Source organism: Rheinheimera sediminis (assembly GCF_004005375.1).
Classification (GTDB): domain Bacteria; phylum Pseudomonadota; class Gammaproteobacteria; order Enterobacterales; family Alteromonadaceae; genus Pararheinheimera.
This window is the reverse complement of record NZ_RZUF01000003.1, coordinates 154,409-166,154: the sequence shown is the minus strand read 5'-3', so window position 1 is coordinate 166,154 and position 11,746 is coordinate 154,409. Positions and strand designations below refer to the sequence as shown.

Annotated in this window: 14 protein-coding genes and 1 riboswitch; of the genes, 5 read left to right on the top strand and 9 right to left on the bottom strand. The window is 46.1% G+C overall.

Going from position 1 to position 11,746, the window contains the following annotated elements:
* The first annotated feature begins 55 nt into the window (after positions 1-55).
* Positions 56-238: a helix-turn-helix domain-containing protein gene (locus tag EMM73_RS02925; protein WP_127684959.1), complete on the top strand. Its 183-nt coding sequence runs from the start codon at positions 56-58 to the stop codon at positions 236-238.
* Here the strand turns inward: EMM73_RS02925 and EMM73_RS02920 are convergent.
* From EMM73_RS02920 to mgtE, 5 genes are all read right to left on the bottom strand, one after another.
* On the bottom strand, positions 224-1,135 hold the full coding sequence (locus EMM73_RS02920) for a phosphotransferase (protein WP_127684958.1): 912 nt from the start codon (positions 1,133-1,135) through the stop codon (positions 224-226). The genes EMM73_RS02925 and EMM73_RS02920 overlap by 15 nt on opposite strands.
* Positions 1,090-1,716 carry a nicotinamide riboside transporter PnuC gene (gene pnuC, locus EMM73_RS02915; protein WP_127684957.1) on the bottom strand — a complete coding sequence of 209 codons (627 nt, stop codon included), beginning with the start codon at positions 1,714-1,716 and terminating at the stop codon, positions 1,090-1,092. Before pnuC ends, EMM73_RS02920 begins: the two co-directional genes overlap by 46 nt.
* A complete protein-coding gene (locus EMM73_RS02910; RefSeq protein ID WP_127684956.1) occupies positions 1,710-1,961 on the bottom strand; it encodes a YkoF family thiamine/hydroxymethylpyrimidine-binding protein in 252 nt (83 codons plus the stop codon). Before EMM73_RS02910 ends, pnuC begins: the two co-directional genes overlap by 7 nt.
* A gap of 10 nt (positions 1,962-1,971) precedes the next feature.
* Positions 1,972-4,071: a TonB-dependent receptor gene (locus EMM73_RS02905; RefSeq protein WP_127684955.1), complete on the bottom strand. Its 2,100-nt coding sequence runs from the start codon at positions 4,069-4,071 to the stop codon at positions 1,972-1,974.
* Between the two features lie 43 nt (positions 4,072-4,114).
* A riboswitch (TPP riboswitch) is annotated at positions 4,115-4,214 on the bottom strand.
* 71 nt (positions 4,215-4,285) lie between these two features.
* On the bottom strand, positions 4,286-5,635 hold the full coding sequence (mgtE, locus tag EMM73_RS02900; protein ID WP_127684954.1) for a magnesium transporter: 1,350 nt from the start codon (positions 5,633-5,635) through the stop codon (positions 4,286-4,288).
* 283 nt (positions 5,636-5,918) lie between these two features.
* Here mgtE and EMM73_RS02895 point away from each other — a divergent pair, with 283 nt between their 5' ends.
* The 4 genes from EMM73_RS02895 (at position 5,919) to EMM73_RS02880 (ending at position 9,744) form a co-directional block, all read left to right on the top strand.
* Positions 5,919-6,734 (top strand): DUF432 domain-containing protein, encoded by an 816-nt coding sequence (locus EMM73_RS02895; protein ID WP_127684953.1) that lies wholly within the window; start codon positions 5,919-5,921, stop codon positions 6,732-6,734.
* Positions 6,731-7,567, top strand: coding sequence for a mechanosensitive ion channel family protein (locus EMM73_RS02890; protein WP_127684952.1), 837 nt, complete (start codon positions 6,731-6,733; stop codon positions 7,565-7,567). Before EMM73_RS02895 ends, EMM73_RS02890 begins: the two co-directional genes overlap by 4 nt.
* An 86-nt stretch (positions 7,568-7,653) precedes the next feature.
* Entirely contained in the window at positions 7,654-7,971 is a 318-nt protein-coding gene (locus EMM73_RS02885) for a hypothetical protein (protein ID WP_127684951.1), read from the top strand.
* 213 nt (positions 7,972-8,184) lie between these two features.
* Positions 8,185-9,744, top strand: a complete 1,560-nt coding sequence (locus EMM73_RS02880; protein ID WP_186435103.1) for a BamA/TamA family outer membrane protein — start codon at positions 8,185-8,187, stop codon at positions 9,742-9,744.
* Between the two features lie 41 nt (positions 9,745-9,785).
* Here the strand turns inward: EMM73_RS02880 and mutM are convergent, their stop codons facing one another.
* The 4 genes from mutM to rpmB form a co-directional block, all read right to left on the bottom strand.
* Positions 9,786-10,601, bottom strand: coding sequence for a bifunctional DNA-formamidopyrimidine glycosylase/DNA-(apurinic or apyrimidinic site) lyase (gene mutM, locus EMM73_RS02875; protein WP_127684949.1), 816 nt, complete (start codon positions 10,599-10,601; stop codon positions 9,786-9,788).
* 7 nt (positions 10,602-10,608) lie between these two features.
* The gene (locus tag EMM73_RS02870; RefSeq protein ID WP_127684948.1) at positions 10,609-11,079 is read right to left on the bottom strand and encodes a hypothetical protein; all 471 of its coding nucleotides are present in this window, start codon (positions 11,077-11,079) and stop codon (positions 10,609-10,611) included.
* Positions 11,080-11,243: 164 nt separating this feature from the next.
* The gene (rpmG, locus tag EMM73_RS02865; protein WP_008219722.1) at positions 11,244-11,399 is read right to left on the bottom strand and encodes a 50S ribosomal protein L33; all 156 of its coding nucleotides are present in this window, start codon (positions 11,397-11,399) and stop codon (positions 11,244-11,246) included.
* 11 nt (positions 11,400-11,410) lie between these two features.
* On the bottom strand, positions 11,411-11,647 hold the full coding sequence (gene rpmB, locus EMM73_RS02860; protein ID WP_008899984.1) for a 50S ribosomal protein L28: 237 nt from the start codon (positions 11,645-11,647) through the stop codon (positions 11,411-11,413).
* Between the last annotated feature and the right edge of the window lie 99 nt (positions 11,648-11,746).

Genomic DNA, 11,746 nt, shown 5'->3' with positions numbered 1-11,746 from the left:
CTAAATTAAAAATATCAGCTTAAATTAAATCAAATAATTACCGCAGGAATTCATTATGGCATTACTCAACGTTGCAGAAGTCGCCGCCTTTTTAGGTATTCAGGAAATCCGTGTTGAACGTCTGGCGCGTGAAAATTTGCTGGTTGCTAACGGCAAGGATGACGAAGGCAAACCGCTATTTGATGAAGAAGATGTCAAACGCTACAAAATCCTCGCCGAGCGCTTAGGTGGCATTTAACCTCTCATTTTGAATAAGCCGCAGTAAAAGCTGATAACAGTCTGCTGCGGCTTGTTTGTATCTGGGATCCTGATTGTCCAGTTCTTCCTGCCAATACCACAACCAGCAAAAGCCTGAATACACTATTTTCGCCAGCGCCACTTTTTCCAGTAACTGCACGCTGCAAGCCGAACCTCTGGCTGATCTGTAACTATCCAGCAACTGCTGTTGTTCAGTCTCTGACAAATTAAACTGCACTATGATTGCCACTAAATCAAAGACCACATCAGCCAACTGGCAGTATTCAAAATCAATCAGCCACAATTTCTGTTGCCAAAGCAACAAATTTTGCGGATGCAAATCCATATGACACAAGCCAATGTCTGCCTGAAAATACTGTAAGTCACGGGCTGCTGTGATTAAAGGCAACCAGATGTTTTGCGCCTGCGCAGTCCACTGCGGTTCCAACTGAGTTTTTAATTGTTGCAAATATAACCAAGGGTCCAATACGGCAGTTTGCACTGGTAACTGATGTAAAGTGGCCAGCTTTTGGGCTAAAGCCGGAATACTCTGTCGGATGTATGCCACGGAAGGACTTTGAGCTTCTGGCAAAAATTCAGTGATCAACATACGTTGATGGTTGTTCAGGCACAAAGGTGCAGGCGCTAAACCAGCAGCAGCGGCCGCGTGCTGACACCTTAGTTCCTGCTGCCGACAAACCCCCAGCACCGAAGGGCCATAGTGACGCAACACATAATGGCCTCTGTTGGTTTGCACCTGATAAGAGCTGGTTCTTTTACCTTGCGTCAGTTGCGTTAACAACAATGGCTGGTGATCAGCAAAAAACTCCAGCTGCTGGCATAAATGCCAGATCAGGCGGGGTTGATCTGCTGTTGTTGCTGATAACTGCTGCGCCATACAAAAAATCCGATCAATGCAATAATGGTATAGAGTACAAAAAGTGCGGTCGTAAAATACAGATGTTTTTGTATATACACATAAATACAGATAGCATCGATCACCACCCAATACAACCAGTTGGACACCACTTTACGCGCCACCAGATAGGTTGTCATCACACTAAAAGCTGTAGTTTGCGCATCTATGTAAGCGAAATCAGCATGAGTGTATTGGTCCATCAGATAACCCAACAGTAATCCACAGAGCGCTGTACCGCCAATTAAATTCAGATGGGTGCCAGCTGACCATTCGGTCATCCCCGATTGTCCGGCGGGTAGCTGTAGCTGTTGTTGCCGCCAGCTGTACCAGCCGTACAGCGCCATACCCGCATAATACAGCTGCAGTAAGGCATCAGATAGCAAAGCCGAATGCCACATAATATGGGTGTACAACAAAGTGCTGAGTAAAGCGGCTGGCCAACACCATAAGCTTTGTTTCATTGCCAGCAACACATAAGCCAGCGCCAGCAAGGTAGCGGCTAACTCAAGCTGAGTCAGCGTTTGCCAGCCGCTAAAAACCTGCAGCCATGCGTCTAACATGGCCGCAAATCACCATGTAAAAATTTCACCACAAAGACTACTTTGCCATAACGTTCAAAGGACCAGCGAATGCCCTGTTGTAACAATGCCATCACTTCGTCGTAATCACCAAACACCTGGGTGCTTAATGTATTGGTGATCACCAGTACGTTTGGATTGCTGTTTAGTAATTCGATAAAACCTTTTATAGGCTCTATATAATCACTGGTTAATGGGTACTTACTGATTTCTATAGATAATTTCATCATTCACCCTTTAAAACTGGTAACTGGCGGTGAAACCTATACGACGTGGTTCACCCAATTGTTCGTAGGTATGAGGCTCGTAGCCATCTCGTGGGTCATTGCCAAAATAAAAGCCGCGCACTCCGTATTCTTCATCCAATGCATTACGGCTCCATAAAGCCAGCTGAATTTGATCCCACTGGTACTGCAAACGCAAATTCACTAAGTGCATTTGCTCTGAACGCGAGTCGTGACTGTCGGAATAATAAAAAGCGGCTTTGCTTTGCACACCCAAATTAAAACTCAGATCAGTCGTCAGTAACCACTCACTGTTGACACTGTATTGGTAGTGCGGAGCATGGGCCTGATCACGACCGGTTTTATCAACCCCATCTTCAGTGATAAAACCACGGATTTCACTTTCAAGCCAGGCGGCATTGGCGAATAAAGTCCAGCTGTCAGTCAGTTGCACACGGCTTTCCAGCTCCAATCCATGATTGCGGCCTGAAGCGGCATTATCAATAAAACCGACAAAAGACTGATCTCGCGTGACCCAACTGTTCACCTGCATATCATCACGCCACATGGCGAATAGCGCCACTCGACTGACAATAGTCTGATCGGCAGAGCTACCTTTCACACCGAATTCAGCATTCCATAAGGTTTCAGGCGAAAAATTAGCTTTGCTGTTTAAGTACTCAGAAAGCTCATCCACACCACTGCCCAAAGCCTTGCCTAATGCTTCACCATTCACACCACCAGCTTTGTAACCCCGCGAACCCAACAGATACAAACTGGTTGAATCCGTCAGAGCTAAGCTTAAACTCAGTTTCCCCCCCCACATTAGCTCGTCGTTTTGCTGAGCAATCCCGTTGCTATCATTGTATTCGTCATCATAGCGCTCAGCCCTGGCGCCCGAAGTTAAACTCCAGCCATCGCCTAAATCTGTGGACCACTGGCCAAATACCGCCATATTCTGGCGTTTAAAATCACTGAAAAACTGCGCGGCCTGCCATAAATCCCAGTTCCAGAATTGACGTTCTAAATCAGTTTGCTGACCACTGGCATACCAGCCGAGCACCCAATCTCTTTGAGCTTTGCCTAAAAAGCGTTGCTCCAGACTCCACTGATCACGCAGCCGTAAATAACGGTCTTCAGTGGCATAGCCATCAGGATGAATGCCCTCAAAGCTCCAGTCTTCATCAAAACCATAGTCAGTGTCCGCTGTCAGGCCGCTGAATTGGGTATAGACATTAGCCCAACTTAAGCCCTGATAATCAGCTTTTACTGCTAAAGCACGGCTTTGTTGTAAATCCTGACCAGGCTTATCCGATAAAGTGGTGCGGTTACGATCCAATGAAAACGCATCGTAGCCGTTGTGGATATCGCGGTAGTGAGCAATAAAATCCAGCGTCAGATCGTTGGTGGCCAGATAACGCAGCGCAGCACGGGCTGAGGTTTCGTCAATATGGTTGGTATCGTCACGGTTTAAAAAGCTATTGTCGATAAAACCATCTGAACTTTGATGATCGACTGCCAGCCGATAAGCCCACTGCTGGTTGATCGCATTGCTGTAGGCGCCAGCTAGTTGATAACTATCGTAATTTGCCAGGGTGCTACTGAACTGACCTTCGCCGTCAAAGCTGGGGGCATTGGACGTTAAATTCAGCATACCGGCCATCGCATTGGCACCAAAACGAGTTGCTTCCGGGCCACGAAAAATTTCAACTTGCTGCACATCAGCTAAAGAGCTGACACCTAAAGCTGAATAATCAATGCCGTCAATCAGCACGCCCACCGAAGGATTGATACTGTCGACAAATTCACTGCGCTCGCCTATGCCACGAATTTGTAAAAAACGGCCACGGGACGCACCAGCTGAAAAGTTAACGTTGGCGGCTTGTTGCAATACATCATCTAAATGCTGGGCATTCTGACGGCTGATATCCTGCTGACTCAATACCAGAATACTACCGGGTAGCTTTTGTAACTGCTCTTGACGGAAATCGCCCTGAACCAAAATACGCTCTACAGCCTGCTCGGACGCCTGGTTTTCTTCAGCACTGTTCGCAATAGCAGTTGTGGATAAGGCGGCCAGAATGGCCAGGGATAAATAAGAAACTCGAGACATATGATTCTACTCCATATCGAAAAGTAGGATCACCAAAGCAAAAGGAATACAGAAGTACCATCCCTCCGCCGGTATGATCCGGATCAGGTTCGAAGGGTTCGCGTTTGACGGCGTCTCAGCTAAAAGCACCCCTTGGTTCGCGGCGCAGTGTATCGGCTTTTTTTCAGACAGGCAATTGCCAGATCTGTAACTTTATACAGATCTGGCTTATGAATTAAACCAAAGCAGGTAAATACCAGCTGGCAATAGAGAAATAAATTACGACACCAGCTACATCGGCGATGGACGTAATAAGAGGTCCGCTGGCGGTTGCAGGGTCCATACCAAAACGGCTGAGTAAAAAGGGTAAAGACAAGCCAACTAAACTGCCCACCAGCACCACAATCAGCATGGTGGCAGCCACCACCAGCGCTATGTCCAGCCCGCCACGCCAGTAGCCCAACGCGTAGACAGCAATAGCCATGGTCATACCTAATAAACCAGCCACCAGCACTTCTTTGCCCAGCATCTTGCCCCAGTGCCTTAATTTAATATCCCCTGTGGCCAAAGCCCGCACCATCAGAGTACCGGCCTGAGCTCCGGCGTTACCGCTACTGGCAATCAATAATGGCAGGAAAAACAACAGGGCTATATGTTCAGAAATAATCTGCTCAAAGGCGGCTAAACCTGCACCTGAGAAGATATTGCCAAACACCAGCACCACTAGCCAGACTACACGTTTACGGTATAACAAACTGATTTTGGCATCTTTGACGCTACCTTCCAGCTTGCCTATAGTGGCAGTTTTGTGAAAGTCTTCAGTGGCTTCGGCAGCCGCTACGTCCATTGCGTCATCGTGGGTGACAATACCCACTAACTGACCTTGCGCATTGACCACCGGAATAGCTATTAAGTCATATTTAGCCACAAGCGTGGCCACTTCTTCCTGCGCCGTATCGACTTTGACATGAATAGGATCATGTTTCATCACATCATCAACCAGCGCATAAGTAGGTGCCAGAATTAATTCACGTAACGACAAAGCGCCTATTAAAGTGCGGTCCTGATCCACCACGTACGACAAGTAAATGGTTTCTTTATCCGGCGCTTCGTTACGAAGCACTTCAATGGCTTGAGCAGCAGTTAGGTCTGGCGACAACATGGCGTAATCTGAGCTCATAATGGCACCTGCTGTGCCTTCAGAATAGGCCGATAAACTTAGTACATCATCGCGCTCGGCCTGAGCCAAGGCGGGTAACAAAGCTTGTTTTTGTGCATCAGACAACTGGTTAAATAAGTCGGCGCGTTCATCCGACGACATCTGCCGGATCACGAGCATAAAATCCTGCCGGCTGACATTATGGGCCAGCTCTACCTGCTGCTCTTCAGGTAAATAACTGAATACGTCCGCTTGGGTGCTTAACGGAAAACAGCTTAACAGCTGCCACAAATGCTCTATGGAAAACTCCGCCAGAGCACCGGCTAAATCAGCGGCATGAGTATCAGCCAAACGCACAGACAACACAGATAAATCGTCGCTCTCAAGAGCAGCACGTAATGTATGGATTAAAGCTAAAGATTCCATGTGTTCACCTCGAACTACAGGCCGTAGTCGCAAGGTCAGGACATACCAGCGGTCTACAGCAAAACTAAAGGACTACGTTCAATGTCAGGCCAGGCCTGTGACTGGGAAGGTCCATAAAAACGGCACTCTCCTTTACAAATGGGTAGGAATATCAGACGTACTCATTGCTGATACGGTAAAAAACAAGCATTATTTTACTCCTGTACCCCCTTAACCTCAACTTAATAGCTGTCATCTGTACGCGATTAATTCTGCGTAAAGTTGTTTATCCAAAGGACTATGCATGTTTGCTGAAAATCAGGCGCTCTGGTGGCAACCCCAGACGCTGCTGAATGAACAAAGCTGTAAAATATTGCTTGGGCCCTTACATATAGTTTTGCAACGCAAAACAGGTGAATGGTGGCTTGCAACAGAGCGAGTACCTCAAAGTGAACATCAGCATGTTGAATTACAACAGCTCAGCCAGTGGCCACAGGATCATCAACCCAGCCGTTTTGTATTTCAACATGAGCCCCTGCAGTTTTGCCTCAGACCTCTGCTGGCTGACCGGCCTGTGGTAGTGAAAACTCACCAGCCTGTGTATGTACCACCCGGTGAGCAGGTTACTTTTTATATCAGCAGCCCAGTCAGTATTCGTATTGAGTTGCAACAACCCAATCTGCTGCTGCAAGAGATCCAAACACAACGCTTATCCGATACTTGGTTTGGCCCAAACACACAAACAGGTGAGCTTTGTTATGCTGATAAAACTCAGGCAAGGCATAGCAAGGAAGAACTGCCAAAACGAGTGCATAAAGCAGTGACTCCTGTCATGGTCAAGAACAACTCCAGCCAGATGATGAGTATTGAAAAACTTAGTTTACCTGTGCCTTATTTATCTTTATATGGACTTGCCGATGGCAGCTTGTGGACAGATCAGGTGATTTTGGATCATCAGGATGAAGCTGAACTGAGTGAATTGCATATCAGTAAACAAATGCCTGCGGGTTCAGATGGCGCTGAACGCTTGGCCAAACCCCGTTTATACATGGAAAAACATGGCCTGTTCAGAGCTTTTAGTGATTTGTTTGCTCATGCAGCAAGCAGAGGGTCTTTATGATTGATTTAGTGTTGAACTACTTAGATTCCGACAAGTTTTTCTCTTTGCTCCAGGCTGCCTTGCTATTTACAGTTGGTTTTTTAGCAGCAAGTTTGATGGCACGCGCCACTTATAAAATTTGTTTAAAAAGGTTTAGTCCGCATCACGCTAGTTTAAGCCGCCGTCTGGTGTACTGGCTGGTATTAGCCTTGTTTATTGCCAGCGGTTTAAAACAGCTTGGTTTTAATTTAGGTGTACTCTTGGGTGCTGCCGGTGTTTTATCCGTCGCTATAGGTTTTGCTTCTCAAACTTCGGTATCGAACCTGATCAGTGGTTTGTTTCTAATTGGTGAGCGGCCTTTTCAGATTGGCGACACCATTCAGGTAGGTAACACTACAGGCGAAATATTGTCGATAGACCTGCTATCCATTAAATTGCGTACCTTCGATAACCTTTTTGTACGGATCCCAAATGAGAGTCTGATAAAAACGGAAGTCACTAACCTGACCCGGTTTCCTATCCGTCGGTTAGATATAAAAATTGGCGTAGGCTACAAAGAAAACGTCCATCAAGTCCGGCAGGTGCTCATGCAGGTTGCAGAACAAAACCCACTGAGTCTGGATGAGCCCAACCCGCTTTTTCAGTTTTTAAGTTTCGCTGATTCTTCACTCGATTTGCAGTTTTCAGTCTGGACCAGAATGGAAAATTATCGTGAGCTACGCACATCGTTGCTAGAAGAAATCAAAATAGCTTTTGAGCAAAAAGGCATAGAAATCCCCTTCCCACAACGTGATATCAAATTGAGCAGAGAATCGGCGGCGCTCTTGAAAGGATTAAAAAATGACGAAAGCTAAGGATGAATTGGCAAAGCGCTGAAACTATCCTAGAGTTAAATTGGCTTAGCCACTATTTGGTAAGTGTAGTTAAATCAAGGACTCATATGAAAACTATAAATAAAATTTGTGTTGTATTGTTTTGCTTGGGAACCGCCTCTGCTTCAGTAGCTGAAGAAGAGGTCCTGTATTCAACAGAAGGCTATTGTGTACTGGCTAATGAAGGGGTCGACAGCAGAATGTTAACTGCTTATGCTAAAAAGCTTGGCAACACTCCGTCTAAAAAAGTCTGCAATGCCTTCAAAGAAGTGGTTGCTGAAACCCGTCCCAAAGCATGGGATTATCCTATGGGAAGACCTTACCCAGGCAGTGCCATTCGTTTGTCTGAAAGTCAGATAGAAGCCATCAAAGCGGCGTCACACTGAGTTTATTCTCGATAGTTAGACTGGGAACACTATAAGTTCTCAGTCTTTTCTCCTTCCTCTTGCGAAAAATTGTGTCATGATGAAACTCAATCAACAGAAATGGATGTTGTAGTGTTGTCGATGCTGAAGATGTACAGCCATATTTTTTTATCCCCACAAACAGTAGCTTTCGTGCTTTTTTTGTTGTTAAGCAATACTGCCCAAGCGTCTGATATGTGCAAAGCTGTGACTCAGACGACAGATTTTCACACCTACCAAGGTAAAACCATAGTCCGAATAGACTTTGTCCGTAACGACGTCTTTGATTTAGAGCAACCTAACACCTACTGGTTTCATCGCTTCGCCAACCGCTCCCACATAATCACAACCGAAGCGACGCTGCAGGAAGATATCTTATTTAAAATTGGTGAACCACTAGATGCCGAAAGTTTGGCAGAAACTGAACGTTTACTCAGAACCAGGCGCTATTTACGCAAAGTAGAAGTGAGAGTGACTCACCAGTGTCCGGACCAACAAGTGATAGTTACAGTAAGCACCTGGGATAATTGGTCGCTTTTACCAAAGGTGTCCTTAAGCCGTGAAGGTGGAGAAAGTCGTTCTACTTTTGGCTTGGCTGAAGATAACCTGTTTGGTACTGGTAATCAGGTGAATCTGGATTATGAACACGACAGTGAACGCACCAGTTACCTGCTCAACTTCCGTTCGCCGAATATGTTTGGCAGTCACTGGGGTTTAAATACACGCTATGCCGACAAGTCAGATGGTGAATCTTATCTCATCGCAATAGAAAAGCCGTTTTATCGTCTGCACGCGCCCTGGTCTTTTGCCTTAACTTTGGATCATGACAGCCAGAACATTAACGAATACCTGTTAGGTGACGAAGTTAATGAATTTCAAAAACAACAGAATTACTTTGAAATCCAGGCTGGTTTAAAACTGCAGTCTGAAAAAGACTGGGTGCAACGGGTCTTTATGGGTGCAACCCACAATGCAGTCCAGTTCAAACAGACACCCGATACCTTCTTTGGCACACCACTAAAACGCGACTTATCACAACTTTGGCTGGCGTGGCAGTATCTGCAGGCCAACTATCGCCAGATGTTTAACATATACCAGTTTAACAGAGTTGAAGATATTAACCTGGGTTGGCAGGCTGATGTGAAACTCGCCTATCTGACGCCAGTGTTGGGCGCAGACGAGCACGGCTGGCAGGTAAAAACATCCGCCTATAAAGCGACAGAGCTGACCACAGATGATTACTTACTGACTTCTGCGTCGGTCAGTCAGCTGGAACAGGCAGACCTAAGCCAAACATTGCTGAAAAGTCATTTAATGTGGGTCCATAAATTGGATCCACAGCATAGTCTGGTAGGTCAGTTAACCTACCAATACGGCAATGACTTATTCCGCGATGAGCGTCTCAGTTTAGGTGGCGATACCGGCTTACGAGCTTTTCCATTGTATTACCAAACTGGTGAGCGTCTGGCTCTGGCGACTATGGAATACCGTTACTACAGCAGTTTATCCATAGCGCAAATTTTTGACGTAGGTTACGCCACCTTTGCCGATGTTGGCCGCACCTGGGGTGATAACCCCGATTTACCGGGCAGTTCAGGCGATCAGACGTTATATGGCATAGGCGCAGGTATACGACTACTGTCCAGTCACAGCAGTCGTGGCACCATGATCCATATCGATCTCACCAAAGCCTATGGTGGCGACGATGATTTATCAGGCGTCGAATGGCGCATATTGGCCAAACAGAGTTTTTAGCGCCTGTTGCTGCAAAAATAACCCTTAAACGTCAACACGCTCTAGTGTTCGCCCTGACATTGTGGGCAATACACTGTGCTGCGCTGACCTAAACGTATTTCTTTTAATTCAGTCTGACAGCTGAAACACTCTTCACCACCCCGGCCATAAACCAGCAATTGCTGAGCAAAATAGCCCGGTTTACCATCGGTTTGGCTAAAGTCTTTTAAGGTAGTGCCACCTTGAGTAATAGCCTTGGCCAAAATTTGTTTCACCACCTGCACCAGCAATTCAGCTTTTTCTGCGGTCAATTGATTAGCAGGCATTTTTGGATAGATACCCGCCTGAAACAAAGCTTCATTGGCATAGATGTTCCCTACCCCCACCACCACATGATTGTCCATCAGCACCAGTTTGATCGCACTGCTGCGTTTTTGACAAGCCGCCAGCAACATAGCCCCGTGGAAATCCCCCAGCAAAGGCTCAGGGCCTAAGTTCGTCATCAGTGTATGCACGCTGTCCTTTGTTTGCCACAGCACGGCACCAAAACGCCGGGTGTCGTTTAACCGCAGCATCAGGCCATTACTTAAATAAATATCGACATGGTCATGTTTGCCAGCAGCTGTACTTTGGGGCACAACTTTCAAATGACCTGACATGCCCAAGTGGATAATTAGCTCGCCTTCTGGTAAATGAATTAACAGGTATTTAGCCCTTCTTGTCACATCAAGCACTGGCTGCTGGTTAATCTGCAGTACTTCATCAGGTATTAGCCAACGCAACTGACGTTGCCGTACTACGACTTTTTCGATACGTTGTTGCTGTAAATGCGGGCTGATACCTAAACGGGAGACTTCTACTTCTGGTAATTCTGGCATAGCACCCTCAACGTAAAACGGCTGGAAACAACAAATCGGCCTGGCCTTGTGGCAAGCGGTACCACAAATCAGCATCTACAGCTTTTAGCCAATCATACTCACCGGCCTGATACAACTGCCATTGCTGCTGAGCGGGTTTACCCGTCAGCCAGACAAACACTTCGGTCACAAGCACTGGATTAATTGGATTCAATGGAGATTGTTCTGGCAAAGTCGTTTGTTGCCAATGCTGCAGTAACATAGTTAATTGCTCTTCTGTCAGTACAGCAGGCTGTGAACGCCAATTAGGCCCTGCCCGCTCAATCTGATGCTGCGGAAAATGCAGAGCCAGTAGTGTCTGGTTTACAGAAATCAGTTGAGGCTGAGGTTCATTCCGCCCTTGTTTTAAGTATTCAGGTAAACCAATAAACAGGGCGACTAAAATCACCACTGTATAAATCATGACGTTATTCCAGCCTTTTTGACTTAAACGGATCATAAAGATAAAAACCGGGATAGAAGAAAAACAGCAGTGTAAACCAGAGACAGGCGGAACAACCAGAAGAAAGCGAAGAAGATATAGATAGGCAAAGTTATGACGCGGATATGCAGTACTTTATAGCTTATAAAAAACCCGACTTGCGTCGGGTTTTTTAAGTTCAATTACTTGATTTTCGCTTCTTTGAAAATCACGTGCTTACGCACTTTAGGATCGAACTTTTTGATTTCCATTTTTTCTGGCATGGTGCGTTTGTTCTTCGTAGTTGTATAGAAGAAGCCAGTACCAGCAGAAGAAACTAAACGAATTTTATCGCGCATAATTTAATTCCTTAAACCTTCTGACCTTTAGCACGCAGATCGGCTAAAACAGTATCGATGCCATTTTTGTCGATAATACGCATACCACGAGTGGAGATACGTAAAGTCACAAAACGGTTTTCGCTTTCAACCCAGAAACGGTGAGTTTGCAGGTTAGGCAGGAAACGGCGCTTAGTTGCGTTGTTGGCGTGTGAACGACGGTTACCTACCATCGGACCCTTACCAGTGATTTGGCACACTCTAGACATGTCAATGTTTCTCCAAAATTACTTCAGCTCGAGCTTCGTTCATCCTTCTGGCCAAGAAGAATGCCCCGGATTTCTGAAAGGGCGCAATTTATACACGAA

Coding starts and splice junctions, on each gene's coding strand:
- EMM73_RS02905 (WP_127684955.1), bottom strand. CDS start 4,071: ATGTCTCGAGTTTCTTATTTATCCCTGGCCATTCTGGCCGCCTTATCC.
- EMM73_RS02890 (WP_127684952.1), top strand. CDS start 6,731: ATGATTGATTTAGTGTTGAACTACTTAGATTCCGACAAGTTTTTCTCT.
- EMM73_RS02880 (WP_186435103.1), top strand. CDS start 8,185: ATGTGCAAAGCTGTGACTCAGACGACAGATTTTCACACCTACCAAGGT.
- EMM73_RS02910 (WP_127684956.1), bottom strand. CDS start 1,961: ATGAAATTATCTATAGAAATCAGTAAGTACCCATTAACCAGTGATTAT.
- EMM73_RS02925 (WP_127684959.1), top strand. CDS start 56: ATGGCATTACTCAACGTTGCAGAAGTCGCCGCCTTTTTAGGTATTCAG.
- rpmB (WP_008899984.1), bottom strand. CDS start 11,647: ATGTCTAGAGTGTGCCAAATCACTGGTAAGGGTCCGATGGTAGGTAAC.
- EMM73_RS02920 (WP_127684958.1), bottom strand. CDS start 1,135: ATGGCGCAGCAGTTATCAGCAACAACAGCAGATCAACCCCGCCTGATC.
- pnuC (WP_127684957.1), bottom strand. CDS start 1,716: ATGTTAGACGCATGGCTGCAGGTTTTTAGCGGCTGGCAAACGCTGACT.
- EMM73_RS02885 (WP_127684951.1), top strand. CDS start 7,654: ATGAAAACTATAAATAAAATTTGTGTTGTATTGTTTTGCTTGGGAACC.
- rpmG (WP_008219722.1), bottom strand. CDS start 11,399: ATGCGCGATAAAATTCGTTTAGTTTCTTCTGCTGGTACTGGCTTCTTC.
- mgtE (WP_127684954.1), bottom strand. CDS start 5,635: ATGGAATCTTTAGCTTTAATCCATACATTACGTGCTGCTCTTGAGAGC.
- mutM (WP_127684949.1), bottom strand. CDS start 10,601: ATGCCAGAATTACCAGAAGTAGAAGTCTCCCGTTTAGGTATCAGCCCG.
- EMM73_RS02895 (WP_127684953.1), top strand. CDS start 5,919: ATGTTTGCTGAAAATCAGGCGCTCTGGTGGCAACCCCAGACGCTGCTG.
- EMM73_RS02870 (WP_127684948.1), bottom strand. CDS start 11,079: ATGATCCGTTTAAGTCAAAAAGGCTGGAATAACGTCATGATTTATACA.